The sequence below is a fragment of the Nocardioides sp. Leaf307 genome (assembly GCF_001423135.1).
Taxonomy (GTDB): domain Bacteria; phylum Actinomycetota; class Actinomycetes; order Propionibacteriales; family Nocardioidaceae; genus Nocardioides; species Nocardioides kribbensis.
In genome coordinates, this window is record NZ_LMNY01000001.1 from 1908985 (window position 1) to 1925072 (window position 16088).

Annotated in this window: 19 protein-coding genes; 3 read left to right on the top strand and 16 right to left on the bottom strand. The window is 64.7% G+C overall.

The genetic code is table 11. From position 1 onward, the window contains the following. Window positions 1–94: 94 nt before the first annotated feature. The 14 genes from ASF50_RS18440 to ASF50_RS08770 form a co-directional block, all read right to left on the bottom strand. Complete coding sequence (locus ASF50_RS18440) at window positions 95–1525, bottom strand: terminase large subunit domain-containing protein (RefSeq protein WP_156718167.1); 1431 nt, start codon at window positions 1523–1525, stop codon at window positions 95–97. After that, window positions 1522–1818 (bottom strand): hypothetical protein, encoded by a 297-nt coding sequence (locus ASF50_RS18945; RefSeq protein WP_156718168.1) that lies wholly within the window; start codon window positions 1816–1818, stop codon window positions 1522–1524. The genes ASF50_RS18440 and ASF50_RS18945 overlap by 4 nt, the downstream gene beginning before the upstream one ends. Then, window positions 1815–2027 (bottom strand): hypothetical protein, encoded by a 213-nt coding sequence (locus ASF50_RS18950; protein WP_156718169.1) that lies wholly within the window; start codon window positions 2025–2027, stop codon window positions 1815–1817. The genes ASF50_RS18945 and ASF50_RS18950 overlap by 4 nt, the downstream gene beginning before the upstream one ends. A 180-nt stretch (window positions 2028–2207) precedes the next feature. Beyond that, window positions 2208–2465, bottom strand: a complete 258-nt coding sequence (locus ASF50_RS20060; RefSeq protein ID WP_082502913.1) for an HNH endonuclease — start codon at window positions 2463–2465, stop codon at window positions 2208–2210. A 441-nt stretch (window positions 2466–2906) separates the two neighbouring features. Next, window positions 2907–3068 carry a hypothetical protein gene (locus ASF50_RS18955; protein WP_156718170.1) on the bottom strand — a complete coding sequence of 54 codons (162 nt, stop codon included), beginning with the start codon at window positions 3066–3068 and terminating at the stop codon, window positions 2907–2909. Then, the gene (locus ASF50_RS18960; protein WP_156718171.1) at window positions 3065–3262 is read right to left on the bottom strand and encodes a hypothetical protein; all 198 of its coding nucleotides are present in this window, start codon (window positions 3260–3262) and stop codon (window positions 3065–3067) included. Before ASF50_RS18960 ends, ASF50_RS18955 begins: the two co-directional genes overlap by 4 nt. Window positions 3263–3639: 377 nt before the next feature. After that, the gene (locus ASF50_RS18965; RefSeq protein ID WP_156718173.1) at window positions 3640–3885 is read right to left on the bottom strand and encodes a hypothetical protein; all 246 of its coding nucleotides are present in this window, start codon (window positions 3883–3885) and stop codon (window positions 3640–3642) included. Then, window positions 3882–4424 carry a hypothetical protein gene (locus tag ASF50_RS18970; RefSeq protein WP_156718174.1) on the bottom strand — a complete coding sequence of 181 codons (543 nt, stop codon included), beginning with the start codon at window positions 4422–4424 and terminating at the stop codon, window positions 3882–3884. Before ASF50_RS18970 ends, ASF50_RS18965 begins: the two co-directional genes overlap by 4 nt. Window positions 4425–5873: 1449 nt before the next feature. After that, on the bottom strand, window positions 5874–6224 hold the full coding sequence (locus ASF50_RS20065; protein WP_082502915.1) for a helix-turn-helix domain-containing protein: 351 nt from the start codon (window positions 6222–6224) through the stop codon (window positions 5874–5876). A 245-nt stretch (window positions 6225–6469) separates the two neighbouring features. Continuing rightward, the gene (locus tag ASF50_RS08750) at window positions 6470–7168 is read right to left on the bottom strand and encodes a class I SAM-dependent methyltransferase (protein WP_056904074.1); all 699 of its coding nucleotides are present in this window, start codon (window positions 7166–7168) and stop codon (window positions 6470–6472) included. 130 nt (window positions 7169–7298) lie between these two features. After that, window positions 7299–8579, bottom strand: coding sequence for an MFS transporter (locus ASF50_RS08755; protein WP_056904075.1), 1281 nt, complete (start codon window positions 8577–8579; stop codon window positions 7299–7301). Window positions 8580–8608: 29 nt separating this feature from the next. Further along, entirely contained in the window at window positions 8609–9157 is a 549-nt protein-coding gene (locus tag ASF50_RS08760) for a GrpB family protein (RefSeq protein ID WP_056904076.1), read from the bottom strand. A gap of 9 nt (window positions 9158–9166) precedes the next feature. Continuing rightward, the gene (locus tag ASF50_RS08765) at window positions 9167–10153 is read right to left on the bottom strand and encodes a phosphotransferase (protein ID WP_200920055.1); all 987 of its coding nucleotides are present in this window, start codon (window positions 10151–10153) and stop codon (window positions 9167–9169) included. A gap of 37 nt (window positions 10154–10190) precedes the next feature. Beyond that, window positions 10191–10769, bottom strand: coding sequence for an MOSC domain-containing protein (locus ASF50_RS08770; RefSeq protein WP_235557597.1), 579 nt, complete (start codon window positions 10767–10769; stop codon window positions 10191–10193). 93 nt (window positions 10770–10862) lie between these two features. Between ASF50_RS08770 and ASF50_RS08775 the strand changes: the two genes are divergently transcribed. Continuing rightward, the gene (locus tag ASF50_RS08775) at window positions 10863–11435 is read left to right on the top strand and encodes a hypothetical protein (RefSeq protein WP_156718176.1); all 573 of its coding nucleotides are present in this window, start codon (window positions 10863–10865) and stop codon (window positions 11433–11435) included. 41 nt (window positions 11436–11476) lie between these two features. On the opposite strand, the gene ASF50_RS08780 is transcribed toward ASF50_RS08775, so the two are convergent. Further along, a complete protein-coding gene (locus ASF50_RS08780) occupies window positions 11477–11695 on the bottom strand; it encodes a hypothetical protein (protein WP_056904079.1) in 219 nt (72 codons plus the stop codon). Window positions 11696–11770: 75 nt separating this feature from the next. On the opposite strand from ASF50_RS08780, the gene ASF50_RS08785 reads away from it, so the two are divergent. Further along, window positions 11771–12148, top strand: coding sequence for a nitroreductase/quinone reductase family protein (locus tag ASF50_RS08785; protein ID WP_200920056.1), 378 nt, complete (start codon window positions 11771–11773; stop codon window positions 12146–12148). Between the two features lie 98 nt (window positions 12149–12246). After that, complete coding sequence (gene recQ, locus ASF50_RS08790; RefSeq protein WP_056904080.1) at window positions 12247–14088, top strand: DNA helicase RecQ; 1842 nt, start codon at window positions 12247–12249, stop codon at window positions 14086–14088. 89 nt (window positions 14089–14177) lie between these two features. Here the strand turns inward: recQ and ASF50_RS08795 are convergent, their stop codons facing one another. Further along, entirely contained in the window at window positions 14178–15941 is a 1764-nt protein-coding gene (locus ASF50_RS08795) for a hypothetical protein (RefSeq protein WP_056904081.1), read from the bottom strand. Window positions 15942–16088: the final 147 nt, after the last annotated feature.

The window sequence follows — 16088 nt, forward strand, 5'->3', positions numbered from 1 at the left end:
CGTCTACTAGACCTAGACGGACACCTGCCCTTTTGATAATAGAATCTGTCATTACAGTTTCTATTATATTTACCTGCGTCCGATACGGTTGCAATTAAAACAGTTGTAGAACCTGTTCTGATTGATTAGCCGCTACATAGATGCCGAAGATTGTTGCCATCACTGCATCAATGTGACTTGATGATGAACCCTTGTTTACCCTGTACCCCGCGCCGTCATTCTTCCTAACAGCGAACGGCAATTGCTGTGCTAGTAGTGGGTCGCCAGCATGCTTCACCTTGCCAGTGGCAATTAGGGCATAGGCAGTAGCACAGGCATTGGTCACATCAGCCTTACGCATAATCTTGGTTGGCATACCGCGCATGTTCAGTTCATTACCTAGGTCACCTAGGCTGTAACCGTCCATCACGAACATACTTGGATTGTGGCGCTGTAGTTGTTCGCACACTGACACCAGCCATTCAAGGTTGGGCTTTCTGATGCTTGCCACCACACCGGTATGTACACCTTCGTCTGTCTTCACGGTGGCTGTGATGGTGGCGTATTCCCAGTTGACTGTGCGGTCTACTGTGAAGACTGGTGATTCAATCGGTACCGGACCTTCTTCTGCACGGTGCCACATCGACATAGGCAGCCAAGAAGATTCAGATGACACAAATTGGTTCAGACGGAATCTGCGTGCGTCTGCTTCCTGCATCGACCTGACTTGTTCTAGTGCCACGTCCATGGACAAGCGTCCTGACGCAAGTGCAGGGTTGGCGTCCATCAAGGCTTCTGGGTCATCGACCTTGCAGCCTTCTGGTGCTTCCCAGACGAAGAATCCAAGGCGCTGTGAACCTGTACCGGCCACAGACTGCTTGCCTTGGTCGTACAGCGTCTTAAGCAAGGTGCTGTTGTCGTCACCAGCGGTGGTGATGCCAATGACCAGACCGTCCTTCTTAGCAGTCGTACCTAGAATCATGGCTGACCACATATCCGGTGGGCACAGGTGAACTTCGTCAAACAGACACAGGGTGACAGGGATTCCCTGTAGTGCATCTGCCTTGGCAGGCTTGACCTTGTAGGTACCGGGCTTGTCCAGTCTGGTGATACCACGGGTACCAGTTGTCTTGAACCTGTTGTTCAGGTGCCTGTTAGAATCAATGCTGTACTTAACACGGTTGTAGATAATTGTTGCTTGGTCAGCATTAGAAGCCAGTGACAAGACGTATGGTCCTGCTTCGTGCATCATTAAGCCGTAGAAGCCAAACACCTGTGCTAGTTCAGACTTGCCGTTCTGTCGTCCCATGCTGATGACGACACTGCGATAACGCAGACGGCCACGCTTGTCTTCTTCATGCCAGTCATCTGGGTAGCGTTCTAGAACGTGGTCAACTAGCCATGCCTGCCAAGCATCTAGGACTAGCGGGTTACCGTCTTCTGTCTTGCAGAATAGTTCTACGAACTTTCTAAGTACCGGCCCGTCAGATACGAAGTCAGGGGATAGGGGACTGGTGTAGGTTCCCGGAATCCAACGTTCGGTCACCAAAGGTCATCCTTCGTGACCTTGTGACCTAGCCTGCGTTCGGTGCAATCAAGGCACAGCCTGCCGTCATCGTCGGGCCAGATGCTTAACCAAACTTCATCCTTTAGTGCTGGTGTCTGCTGATGCATTTCCTGCTTGCAATCAGCGCAGACAATGCACGTGGCTACAACTGACCCATCGGCATTGAAGGTGATGCTGACAACGCTTTTTGCATCGGCACCGAAGCGCCTTGCAATCTGCATCAATTCACTTGGCTGAACGCTGCCAAGGTTCACCGTGTCGAAGGCGTTCATAGACTGTCCAGAAATTCAAGTTGGGGGTCTGCATCCCCATTATTCTGGCCTGCCTTCTTACGCAGTGCCCTGTACGTCACACCGAACGTATTTAGCAATGCTGCTTGAACACCATTGGTGTCTAGTTCTAGTGCTGCCTGCTTAAGTGCCACCACCAGTGGCAAATCTTCATCAATTAGATAGTCGGCAGAAGCAAGGTAGGCATCCACTGCTTCTGAAAATGTACTGTTTGTATTCAATCTTCTTCAACTTTGCCAGATTCTTGGCAATCCTTTCAATTTGGAATGATTTTGCCCCGATTTTGAAAACAACAGAAGGGGGCGGGGTGTGGGACCACCACCAAAAAAACGCAACCTTCTGCTTCTTGCAACTTCTTCTAAATTATTTTCCTACAGGCTATCTAGCCACCGGGCATCATAGTAGTTCAGTCTGACGTTAATTCTTTTGCCTTTACTGCTATTACAAGTGATACAACAGGCTACTAGATTAGATACATCATCCGTACCGCCGTTTGCTACAGCAACCACGTGGTCTGCGGTAGTTGCTTCCCTTCCACAATAGACACAACAGTAGTTGTCACGTGCTAACACTGTCAGTCTGTTCTTCTTATAGGTACTACCCCTGCTGCTTTGTACTGCCACATACATACCCCCCTTTCATCCATACCCCTACCGGGGTTTAGGTGGGGTATCTAATCCATCCTGCTAGATACCCCACCCGGCATTGACACCACCCGGCATCAACGTACTTCTAGTTCTGTAGTTCCTACTGTCTTCTTAGTCTTAGGCTTAGTGGTACGTACATCTTCCTGTACCGGCCCGGCTGTTACATAGTCCATGACTTCATAGTCTGTACCCTTTTCATCTAGGTCATCACACAATGCCTGCATAGCCTTGGCTGGTCCTGTCTGTGATGTGCTGTCGTATGTCACTACCTTCCAGTCTTCCATTCAATTAACCCCCTTTGTGTGTTCGTCCTTGTCGTTCCTGTAATAGTCATTCAGTGCTGCCAGTACCGCACGGCCTAGCGTTGCTGTTGATGCTTCATTAGATACAACCAAGTTGATGTAGGTAACGTCTGCTAGAACTTCAACCTTTACTACCTTCACGACGTACCCCCTTCATCATGTTTTCCTGCAATACCGGCAGCATGGCGCGTGCAATATCTTTGCCTAGTTTTCCGTCTTGGCACTTCACTTCAATGGTGTATTCATTGGTGGCTAGGTCCCTTGTGATGGTTACAGTCATCATGGGCGCACCACCTTCTTCCTGTCATTGCGCACGTGGTACACACCTAGTGCAGTAGCCACTGCAATCAGTACCGGCACCCAACTAGCGGTAGGGAAGACCGCTACGGCAATCTGTGCGACCACGGCAATCAATGCCAGTACCGCCTTACGTGCGGCTGCTGGGTCCTTCCATAGTGTTTCGAAGTAAGTCTTCATACTGATACCTTCCTTAGTTCCTGTAGTTTTGTAGTAATGCGTGCCAACTTGTATCCGTTGTACAGCGACACGATGATGATTAGTGTTGTAATCATAGAAACAACCCCCTTAGTACATACGCTTGTGAACGGGACATACCTAGGGAATCTGCTGCTTCGTCAATCTTCATACCGCGCCGAATCAGAATGTCTAGGTCTTCAACCTTGTCTGATGGGCGGTATCTGACGTTCACATCAGGGAAGTCAGGTGCGGGGGATACCTGCCCATGAATCTGACCCTGCCAGATGCGTGTAACGGTGCTGCGGTGTACTTCATATGCCCTAGCCACGTCTGCGGCCCTGTAGACCCCATCAGCAGCCTTAATCTGTGCTACAGCGTCACTGGTTAGACGATTCATCATCATCAACCCCGGTCGCTTCATCCCATTCAAGGGACAAGATTTCCAGCGCTGCTGCGACCACGAACGGGTCTGTCTGTTCTGCCAACCAGTCAGTTGCAGTAGACAAAGTCTTATAGACCTTTTCTACGTTGATATCGAACTGACCCTTAGCGAATTCATGCGCTAGGTCTGCTACTTCCTTGGGCTTGTAGGTACTGTTGATGACTTCTTCAAATTCAGTCATACCGTCACACCACCCAACGTTGGCAGTGTTGCTGCACTGCGCATGGCAGCACCAGCAGGCTTGTAGTAATTGCCGAAGTCTGAACACAGACTTAGGTCTTCTTCTAGGTTCGTCCAACCTAGAACTTCCACAACACCAGATAGTGTTCTGTGTGGGTTAAGGGTCTTGCACGTGTCATATCCACAGTCAAAGACTTGACCGGTGTTCCACGGTGCTACCCAGATGATGTACTTGGCACCCTTGGTAATGTCCTTCTTGCTAAAGGTGCTTCCTGCCTTGACTTCCCAGATACCGCCCAAATCAGCGGTGGTGTAATCAGCAGGGTCCGTGCTGAACAAGCACAGGTCATTCCAGTCATAGCCTAGTGCGTTGGCCGCACCAATTTCAGCAATAATTGCACGGTATTCACCTACCGGGCACTTGCCACCTTGCCAACCTGCACGGTCTGGTGTGTGGCGATTGTGTTCGTAACGCTTTGTTGCTGCCTTCTTTGCTGCTTCACGCTGTTCTAGCGTGGTTTCGATGATACATAGTTTCATACATAGTTCACTTCTTTCGTAGGATTGTGACGCTACTTTCTAACGTCTATAACTATTATATCATCCTTGTTTCCTAAAGCGGCCCAATTTAGGGGTATTTGGGAAACTTTTTTCATCTTTTTTTCTACAAAACAAAAGTGGCCGGACAACCCCTACGTTGGTCATCCGGCCACTTGATGAATTCAGTTAGTGAACTATGCATCTACAATGTTACTGATTGTCTTCCGAAAGTGTTGCAATGTCTGCTAGCAAGTCATCGACCGTGTACTTCTTCTTGGTCTTAAGTGGCTTCTTTTCTACTGGTTCAAGACGTACAGTTACCTTGATGCGGTGGCAGTCTGCGCACATCTGCTGTTCTAGGTGGTACTTGGTCCAATGCTTAGTTTGGTTACATACTTCACAGTACCGGTCGGTGCTGAACCCATCAGTAATCTTCACTTCATTCAAATCGTTCCCATCCTTTCTTGGTCTTTTTGTTCCAATCTTCCATGTGTACCCATACTTCCGAAACTGACAGTCATGGGTGTAACACATGTATCTAACAGTGGCAGGTCTGGTGCATCCTTCATGCTTGCAGTCTTGACCTGCAAACTTCTTGTTCAGACCACCGTTGAATCTACGTCTATCTTCTTCTTTAGGCTTGGTTCTAATCTTACTACCGGGCTTTGGACCACGCTTACCAATTGGTGTTAAGGGTTTACCAACACGTTGCTGTTGATAGTGCGTTGTGCATAGACCCTTTGAATGCTTGTTTCTAAAGCAACCTTCAAAGTTACATTCACCTTCATTTTTCTTCATATGTTCCTTTCTGTACCGGCTGCGCCGGGGCGGACAAGCCGCCTTAGAAAACATCTTCTTAACTATTAAGGAAGGAAGGTTATATCTTCATCATCCTTAACTTCTAAGTCTTTCTAGTAACAAGACGCGCTAGCGGCTTGCCGGGGTTTGGGGTGGAACCCCATGGAACTTAGTATGCTTTGTATTTAGGCATAGTTGTGCTTAGGCAAGTAGTTCGAAGTCAATGCCTAAGCCCGGTACGTGCTTACCCACTTATGTTGGTCCCTTTGAAGTGGCATCCCAAGTTCGTTAGGTCTTTAGCCACAGCCAGTTGTCTACCAACCACCGGTTGAATCACTGCAACAACGTGTTTCCAAAACACTTGGGCATAAAAAAAATCCCCTGCAAGAAACAACGACGACCCTTGCAGGGGATTTCAAAACCAACGGTTTTAAGTCTAAGTGCAGCGGTCTTCCTAGTCGTTGTTCGCTTACATATCTATTATACCACAGATTCTTCTAGGCCGATTATTTTTCAGAAAGTTTCTACCGGCCCGGATTGAAAGTGGTACTAGACCATCTTAACACAGCACGTGTCTAAAGGCCATGAATCCGATGCATCAATCTAAGGGCATGGGATTTGTCAGTGGGGGATTGGGGCACCTTTATTTTCCTAGGCTGTCCTAGGTGTCATTCTGGCCTTCTGGCAATACAGATTGTCTTCATAGTGCCAAGGTGTGATGCGTTCACGGGTGTTCCTGAATCGCTTAACAGGCACCAGACACAGGGCATCAAGGGGAAGTTCCAACTGTGCGGGTTCATCAGTCACGTGATAGGTCCGTGTACGGGTTTCTGGACGAACCAGCATCCCTAAGGCTTCGGCAGGAATCCTGATGTACCGCCCAAGACGCTTGTGGGCGAAGTCATCAGCGTTGCAAGCGTCATACAAGGTCTTGCGATTCACACGAAGCAGCCGCGCAGCATCATCGACAGTCCACCAAGCACGGTCAGTGTAGTACGGCATCTAGGCCACACCTTCCCAAGTTGGGTGTGTGGCAACGGGTCAGCGAACGGCCTAGGTCTGGCCGCCCGCAGGGCAATGTTCAATGGACCGGACCTGCAGCACGCTTGCGTGTTGCAGGACGGTACATGCCGCCGATAACTGACATTATGTCAGGTTACGCCGAATGACAGCCGTGGAGGACGTGTCAGCCGCTCCCCGGCACTCGGCCCCCGAGCCACGACCCGACGAACGGCCGAGACTGTGGGTCATCGTGCCTCCAGGACGAAGAAGAGGAAGCAGAGGAACGCGGTGCGGTCGCCGAGGTCGGGCGGCAGCAGCTCCGCCGGTGTCTGCGGCGAGAACGGCGGCTCAGCCAGGGTGGAGATCCGGAACCCGGCCCGCGAGAACGCGTCGGTCATCGCGTGCAGCGGTCGGTGCCAGAAGGTCAGCGCCGCCGTGCGGCCGTCGAAGGTGTAGTCCTCGGTGTAGGCCGTCGTCGCGAAGTAGTCCTCCTGCGGGTAGACGACCGGGCGGATGACCGGGTGGTTGACCGAGAGCAGCAGCCGACCGCCGGGCTCCAGCACCCGTCGCAGCTCGGCCAGCGGGCCTAACCAGTCCGGCAGGTAGTGCAGCACCAGCGAGGCGACGGCGTCGTCGAACTCCCCTGCGGCGAACGGCAACGGCTCGGCGAGGTCCGCGACCACGACGTCGACGTCGTCGCCGAGGCGCCGTCGGGCCAGCGCGGCCATCGCCGGGCTCGCGTCGAGACCGGTCACCAGGGCCCCGCGGTCCCGCAGCGCCTGCGCCAACGCGCCCGCGCCGCACCCGACGTCCAGGACGCGACGTCCGGTCACGTCGCCGGCGAGGTCGAGCATGGCGGGTCGCTCGTAGTGGGCGTTGAAGAGGTTCGACTCGTTGTCGCGGGCGTAGGCCTCGGCGAAGTCGTCGTAGTGGTCGGCCCGCATCGTCGTCCTCGTCCCCTCGCGCTGTCGGTGGTCGCACCGGGAGCGCCGGGATCCCCCTGCTCCCCCGGATCGGTGCCCGGACCAACGCATCACCTCCACCTGCTCGCGTCAAGGCGACGGGCGGAGGGGCTCAGGTCGAGACCGTGGACCGGTCGGCCCGCATCGTGGGTGTGAGCAGGACGCAGACCGACACCGCGAAGACCGCGGCGGCGACGAGGAGGGCGGCTGCGTTGCCGAGCAGGACCACGAGCAGCCCGGCGGCGGGCGCCGCGACGACGAGGATGCCGCGGTTGACCGACCGCATGGTCGTGTTGGTGCGTGCCTGGAGCCCGTCGGGGGTGCGGAGCTGGCGGTAGGCCATCTCGTGGGAGTTGCTCAGGCCCATGCCGAGGCCGGAGAGCAGCTGACCGGTGGCGAGGACGACCACCGCAGTCCCCTGCTCCCCCGCGCCGACCGACGCCGCACCCGCCGTCACCAGCGCCGCAGCGACCGCGAGCACCCGGGCGGCAGCGATGGTCGGACCGGTGCCGAGCAGGCGCCCGACCACGCCGGTGACGACGGCGCCCAGCACGGCCCCCGCCCCGGCGCAGGCGACGGCGAGGCCGAGCTGGAAGGCGCTGAGGCCGAGCTCCACCAGGGCGTACGGCGCGATCACCACCCCGAGGACCGCCTGGCCGGCGAACCAGACGTGGGTGGACACCGCGAGCCGGGTGAGTCCCGAGTCGCGGTAGACCCACCGGACCCCGGCCGCCACCTCGCGGCGCAGGTGCCAGGGACGTGCCCGGCGGTCCACCGCCGGTGGCTCCTCCACCCGCAGTCGCCACACGACAGCCGCGGAGAGCAGGAAGCTCACGGCGTCCACGAGCACCGCGAGCGGCGCGCCCACCAGGCTGACGAGGCCCCCGGCCAGCGCGGGCCCGGTGGTCTGCGCGGCGGCGTCGCCGGTGTCGAGCCGGGCATGGGCCTGCTGGAGTCGAGGCCGTGGCACGAGCCGCGTCACGAACGACTGCGAGGCGGCGTCGTTGAACAGCGAGGCGGCACCGAAGGCGACCACGACCCCCAGCAGCACCGGGAGGGTCAGCACCCCGGCCCACCACGCGAGCGGGATCGCCACGAGAAGCGCCGCCCGGGCCAGGTCGGTGGCCATCATGACGGGGCGACGGGGCCAGCGGTCCACCCAGGCACCGACCAGCAGACCGATGACGAGGTAGGGAAGCCACCGGCTGCTGTTGAGCCAGCCGACGTCCTGCGCGTCGCCCCCGAGGTCGAGCACGACCAGCGTCTGCAGCGCCAGCACCGTGACGTAGGAGCCGGCCGCCGAGACCGTCTCCCCCGTCCAGAACCACCGGAATCCCGGCGCGACCGGCCCGGTCGGGCGCGTCCTCCGGTCCCCCGCCCGCGGCTGCGCCATGGTCCAAGGCTAGTCGTGCCTCACGTCCCTCAGGCGCTGCTCGGGTCGTTGAGCCGCAGGATCCGGCGTCGCTCCTCGGCGGTGAGGTCCGCGACCGCGAGCACCTCCTGGAGCACCGCCGACTTGCGGGCGACATAGGTGTCGATGTCCATGGCGGGGTCGGCGGCCAGGGCGAGCTTGACCGCGGCGTAGGCCTCACGCAGGTCATCGCGGCGCCGGAGCACGTCGCGCACGGCGAGGTGGTTGCGCACACCCAGGGTGCCGGCGCGGCAGACGTAGACGTGACGCCGCGGGTCGTCGTCGGGTGCGTGGAAGGCCTCGCGGTCGGGCACGCCGAGGTCGCCGCGGTGCACGTGGCCGGCCGACTCCAACGCCGCCACGGCGGCGTCGACGTCATCCGCGGGGACCACGACGTCGATGTCGAGCACCGGCTTGGCGGCCAGGCCGGGCACCGCGGTCGAGCCGACGTGCTCGACGTACGCCGAGGGCACCGTGGTCAGGGCCGACCGCAGCTGCGCGGCGACCCGGTCGAACTGCACAGGCCACTGCGCGGAGTACGGGACCACCTCGACCGGCACCCAGCGATGCTAGCTGCCGAGGCGGGTCGTGACGGCTCGGGCCTCGCTCGCCCAGCCTGTCGGATCTCCACCCGTCGGCACCATCGCCCAGGACGTCGCGAGCTCCACGACGTCGAACCAACGGCTCTCGGCAGGCGAGAGCCGGCTCACCGACTCATAACCCGCCCGGAACGTCTGGCGGACCCCGCCCGGGACCGGCGCCCAGTCGTGGAAGCGGGTGCCGAGGAGCACAGCGGCCCGCGCCAGCTCGACCACGCGCTGCTCGGCGCGGGCCTCCTCGAGGTCGAGCAGCGCCACGACCTCGGCTCCCCGGCACAGCACGTTGGCCGAGCGGACGTCGCCGTGGACGAGCTGGGGCGCGCCACCCAGGTCTGGTGCCTCCCGCAGCAGGCGGCGCAGGAGGGCACCGGCCGGGGCTGGCAGGTGGTTGCTGTCGGCCCCGAGCCTGCCCGCGAGGGCTCGCCGCGGGTCGACGTAATCCGGCGAGCCCGCGAGGTGCACGCCGCCCGGCCAGCGCGCGAGAGCCACGTGACGCGCGAGCGCGGCACCCGCGGCCCGGACCTGGGCCGGGTCGTCGACGTCGAGCAGCTCGCCGCGCACGACGCGTTGCACACCCGTCGAGACCCCGTCGTGCTCGACCTGGAGCCGTCCGTCGCGAGCCGGCACGAGCGCCGAGACCGGCTGCCCCTCCCCCTCCAGCCAGCCGGTCAGCGCCGCGAGCTGCTGCAGCCGGGCGAAGCGCTGCTGTGAGCGCGTCCACTTCGCCAGCCGGGGTCCGTCGTCGGTCGACAGCCAGGCGAGGGCGTTGACGTCGCTGAGGACGATCCGCTCGCAGGCGACGTCGTGCGCGCCCCACACCCGCCCCACCAGCGAGCACACCCACCGCCCGGCTGCACCCGCGCCGTCGAGGCCGAAGCGCTGCCGCAGCACACGGTCGGGGTCGGCGTCCTCCCACAGCATCGCGACCTGCGGCGCGGTCGTCGGGGAGTCGCTCACCGGTCCACCCCATCATGAGCGGCGCGCACAAGCGGTCTCAGACGGGCTCGAGCCGCTGGTGCGGCTCGGGCGGCAGCTCGACCTCGACCGCCGTGCCGGGGCGCACCTCTCCCCCGCGCTCGACGACGGCCATGACGCCCGCCCGGCGGGTGATGCCGGCTCCGTCGATCGACTCCGCCCCGCCGGTCGGACCGAGGGTGACCTCGGAGGTCGAGGGCCGGGCGTCGGCGCGGGCCACGACGACCTTGAGCAGCCCGGCGGAGTGGTCCTCGATCTGGCGGCACGGGTTGCGGAGTCCGGTCACGCGCAGCACCACCTCGCCGAGGCGCAGACGGGTGCCGGTCGGCAGGGCGAGCAGGTCGACCCCGGTGGTGAGGACGTTCTCTCCGAGCCCGCCCGGGCCGAGGTCGTGGCCGGCCGCGCGCGCCTCGGCGAGCAGGTCGTCCTGGATCAGGTGCACCTGGCGCAGGTTGGGCCGGCCGGGGTCACGGTGCACGCGCGAGCGGTGCTGCACGAGCGCACCCGCGTGGGCGTCGCCGACCACGCCGAGGCCGGTCACGAGGGTGATCGACTCGCGCGGGGTCTTGCTGAAGCGGTGGGTCTCGTCCCGGCTCACGGCGACGACCCTGCCTGTCCCGGCCATGCACCGAGGCTAGCCGTGACGACCAGGCACGTTGACGACGTCGCGGGCCGCGCCGAGGCTGTCACGGTGACCCGCTACGTCGACCTCGCCGCCGAGACCTCGCCCCAGGGCGTCCGCGGCCTGTGCGTCGTGCTGCCGGGCAGGCAGTACTCCCCCGACGCCCCGCTGCTGTTCTTCGCCACCCAGGTCGCCCTGGCCCGCGGGTGGCACGTGCGCCAGGTCTGGTGGGACCCCGCCGCCCGCGGAGCGCTCGAGATCAAGGACGAGGCGGTCTGGGTGGGCGAGCAGCTGCGCGCCGCCGCGGAGGGGTACGACGGCCGGCTCGTCGTCGTGGCCAAGTCGCTGGGCACCCTCGCCGCTCCCGTCGCGGCCGACCTCGGCTGTCCCGCCGCCTGGCTGACCCCGCTGCTCATCGAGCCGCTGGTGAGCGAGGCGCTGCTGGCGTACCCCGCACCGCAGCTCACCGCCATCGGGGAGTCCGACCCCTACCTCGACCGCACCGTGCTCGCAGCCCTGGGCGGTCGCACCGTGCTGGTCCCCGGCGACCACGTGCTGCGGGTGCCCGACGACCCTAGGGCGATGCTCGCGGCCCACACCGAGGTCACCCTCGCCCTCGACGCGTGGTTGCGAGACCGCTGACCGCCGCCCTCTCCGGACCGCCCGGACGGCCCGGCAAGGGCTCACGTCGTGGGCCGGGGTCGCCCTCGCCGGAAGCGCGCCAGGCAGTGCCACAGCTGCTCGACCGTCTGCGGCGGGTGGTCCCCCGACCGGGCCGCCCGGCCCAGCACCGCGGGCGTCAGCTCCCCGCCCAGCCTGCGGGCCAGGTCGACGACGTGCGCGCCGCGGTAGGCGGGGTCGAGGTCGTCGGCGGCTGCCCTGAAACCGGGGTGCAGCTCCACCGACCACCACGTCCACGACCGTCAGGCCAGGCCAGCAGTGCGCGGGCGTCACCGGGGATCTGTGACGATCGGCGGGTGAGCGCCCCTCCCTGCCTGTGGCTGACCACGCTGCGTCGCGACGGCTCGCCCCACACGACCCCGGTGTGGTTCGTGCGCGACGCCGACCTGGTCTGGATCGCGACCTCCCGAGACGCCGTGAAGACGCGCAACCTGGAGCACGACCCGCGGGTCTCGCTCGCCCTCGACGGCAGCGCAGCCGACCCGACGGTCGGCGAGGGACGCGCGGTCGTCCACGACCTGTCCGGGCCGCGGGGGCGTGAGGCGCACGCGGCGGTGCTGGCGGCGTTCGCCGAGCGGTACGACGGGTGGGACGCCGCCGACCCGTCGCGCTACGGCGCCCGGGTGCTGGTCGAGGTGGTCGTGGAGCGCTGGCTGCTGCGCTCCGACGCCTGAGACCACACGCCCGACGCGGGCCCGCGACGGCCGCCGCGTCCACAGGTGGGGTGGCCCGGGTCGGCGTACGGTCGGGAGGGGTCGGCACGATGGACCCCATGACCGTCACCGACTCCCCCGCCGGCTCGCCCCTCGAGGTGCTGGAGCGGGTCTTCGGCTACGACGCCTTCCGCGGCGACCAGGCCGAGATCATCGACACCGTCGTCGGCGGCGGCGACGCGTTGGTGCTCATGCCCACCGGCGGCGGCAAGTCGCTGTGCTATCAGGTGCCCTCGCTGGTGCGGGAGGGCACCGGCGTCGTCATCTCGCCGCTGATCGCGCTGATGCAGGACCAGGTCGACGCCCTCGACGCGCTCGGGGTGCGGGCCGGCTTCCTCAACTCCACCCAGACCACGGACGAGCGACGCGCGGTCGAGCAGGCCTACGTCGCCGGCGAGCTCGACCTGCTCTACCTCGCCCCGGAGCGGCTCGCCGTGGCCGAGACGCTGCGGCTGCTCGACGCCGGCCGGATCGCGCTCTTCGCCATCGACGAGGCCCACTGCGTCTCGGCTTGGGGCCACGACTTCCGTCCCGACTACCTCAACCTCACCGTGCTGGGCCAGCGCTGGCCCGGGGTGCCCCGGGTGGCGCTCACCGCGACGGCCACGCGGGAGACGGCCGAGGAGATCGTGCACCGCCTGGGGCTCGCGGAGGCGCGGCAGTTCGTGGCGAGCTTCGACCGCCCCAACATCGAGTACCGCATCGTGGCCAAGGACAACCCCCGCCAGCAGCTGCTCGACCTGCTGCGCAGCGAGCACGCCGGCGACGCCGGCATCGTCTACTGCCTCTCGCGCAAGTCGGTCGAGGAGACGGCGGCCCACCTGAGCAAGCACGGCATCCCCGCCCTGCCCTACCACGCGGGTCTGCCCGCGCAGCAGCGCGCGGAGCACCAGTCGCGCTTCCTGCGCGAGCCCTCGCTGGTGATGGTCGCGACCATCGCCTTCGGCATGGGAATCGACAAGCCCGACGTGCGCTTCGTGGCCCACCTCGACCTGCCGAAGTCGGTGGAGGGCTACTACCAGGAGACCGGCCGCGCCGGTCGCGACGGGCTGCCCGCCACCGCCTGGCTGGCCTACGGCCTGGCCGACGTCGTGCAGCAGCGCCGGATGATCAACACCTCCGACGGCGACGCCGCCCACCGCCGTCGGCTCGGCGCCCACCTCGACGCGATGCTCGCGCTCTGCGAGACCGTGCAGTGCCGCCGCGTGCAGCTGTTGGCCTACTTCGGCCAGCAGGGCCAGCCCTGCGGCAACTGCGACACCTGCACCGCTCCCCCGCAGACGTGGGACGGCACGATCGCCGCCCAGAAGCTGCTCTCCGCGGTGGTGCGGCTGGCGCAGCGACGACAGCGCTACGGCGCCGGTCACGTCGTCGACATCCTGCTGGGCAACGCCACCGCCCGCGTCGTGGAGCTCGACCACACCAGCCTCACCGTCTTCGGCGTCGGCACGGAGCTCAGCGCCGGCGAGTGGCGCGGTGTGGTGCGCCAGCTGCTGGCGCAGGGCCTGCTCGCCGTCGGCGCCGACGGCTACGGCACCCTCGAGCTGACCGAGGCCTCCACCGACGTCCTGCGCGGCGAGCGCGAGGTGCACCTGCGCACCGAGCCGAAGCGCTCCACCCGCAGCCGCAACGAGCGCCGCGCCAAGACCGCCGACGTCGTCGACCTCGACGCCGAGGGCGCTGCGCTCCTCGAGCGGCTGCGCACCTGGCGGGCCGAGACCGCGAAGGAGGCCGGCGTGCCGGCGTACGTCGTCTTCCACGACGCCACGCTGCGCCACGTCGCCGCCGAGGCACCCACCACCCTCGACGCCCTGGGCTCGATCTCGGGGGTCGGCGCCAGCAAGCTCGAGCGCTGGGGCGAGGGTCTCCTCGCGGTGGTCACCGGGGGCGACGGAGCCTGAGCCGTCCGGCGCCCCACGCGGGTCGCGCCCGCGCCTCGTGACCCTCGCGCGTCCGGGTCGCGGACCGCCGCTGACGCCGCTGACGCCGGTCAGCAGGCGGGGTCGGTCCGGACCCGGCCGAGCGAGGGCCCCGACCGGACCTGCTTCCCGTGGTCGAGGGTCCACGCGCGCTGCCAGTCGGTGGTGAGGACGGTCGGGCTCATCGTCGACCGACGCTTGCCGACGAGGCTGATGCGCGGCGTCAGCGGCGCGCCGAGGTCGGCCACGTCGACCGAGCCGATCACGGCGCCGTCGTAGAACCAGGTCACGTGACGCCGACCCACCTCGACCGCGACGTTGCGGGGCTGGTCGGTGAGGCTGACCGCCTCGCGTCCCACCCGGGCCGTGCCGCCCTCGCGGGAGCGCACGCCGAAGCGCATCCCCCGCTCGCGCATGGTGAAGTCGGCGACCGTGACCACGGGGCCGGTGCACGCGTCGATCGACGAGCCCTCGGGCACCAGCTCGACGCGCACGTCGTAGTCGGCGGCGCGGCCGCGGTCGGCCGAGGCCCGCAGCCGGAACTCCCACCGCCCCGTGCGCTGGGCGTTGCCGTCGAGGGTGGCGGTGGTGGTGCCGCGGTGGCGGGCCGTGGCGCCGGAGCCGCTCTGCAGGAAGAGGCCGCCGTTGACGTGCGCGGCCCGACCGGTGCCGTTGGAGGTGTCGCGCCACCCGCCCTCGAGCCGGCTGCCGCGGTAGGGACGGGAGGTGAGGGACTCCCCGAACTCCCAGGCGAAGTCGAACAGCGACGGACCCCAGCCCCAGCGGGAGCTGGCGTTGGTCGAGCCCGACGCGCGCCCGGCGGTGGTGAGGACGGCGTCGCCCGATGTCGCACGTGCGGGCTGCGCGTCGCTCTCCTGCGCCCGGGTCACGGTGAGCCGGGCCGGCACCGCTGCGGGTGTCGCCGTCGTCGTGACCGCGGGCGTGTCAGCGCGCGAGCCGGCGCCGCCGGAGATGCCGCCGGAGGTGCCGCTGGGGGTGGTGCTGGGGGTGGTGCTGGGGGTGGTGCTGGACGTGGGGTCCGGAGTGGGGCTGGGGGCCGGGGGCGGCTCCGCGACGACCGTGAACGTGGTCGGGAACGACGCGAACCAGCCGATCCGGTCGCCGCCCTGCGTCCAGTCGTCCTGGCGGGCGCGGTAGACGTGGTTGCCGACCTCGGCCTCGGTGCGGGTGAAGAAGGCCCGCCCGCGCGCGTCGGTGGTGTCGGTGTCGACGGTGCGCCAGCGGTGTCCGTCGACGCGCTCCTGCAGCTCCACCCGACGACCGGGGAAGGCCGGTGGGCGGCGTCCGCGGACCACCGGCGTCGTGTCCGCCTTCAGCACGAAGGGGCGGTCGACGTACGCCGCCGGGTGGCGTCGCCCGAGGGACAGCACGACCTCCTGGGCGCGGGCCCGCAGCAGCCGCCCCGGGGTGACGCCGGACGAGGAGGCCACGCGGTAGCTGATGTTCTCCATGGCCGGTGCGGGGAAGGTGAACCGGAAGGCTCCGGACCGGTCGGTCGTGCCGCGGGAGCCCTGGACGTCGGTCCAGACGTCGCCCGGACGGTTCATGTGGAACTGCAGACGGATGGCCTGCTCGCGTCGCGGACCCACCCGCCCGCTGAAGAGGAGCGCCTGCCCTCCGACGAACGCGTCGGGGCCCGTGCGCAGGTCGCCGGCCGGGCGGGGCGACGTGGTGGCCCGCTCCGGCGGCGGCGCCGACCGGCCGGGGGCGCTGAGCGCGACCGAGCCGACGCAGAGGGCGAGGAAGCAGACCACGGCTGCGCCGGTGGCGCGTCGCCGGGACGGTCTGGACGGGAGCGGACCCGAGTCGCGCATGCAGGTCTCCTGGAGGGGGGTCGACGGAGAGGGGCGGGTGAGACGGCGCCGGGACGACCCGGGACCACGGGGCACGGGGGCGACCTCGCGGGGGTCGGCCGACGGCCGGAGCCACGGTACGTCGATCCGCGCCGGGAGGTGACCCTT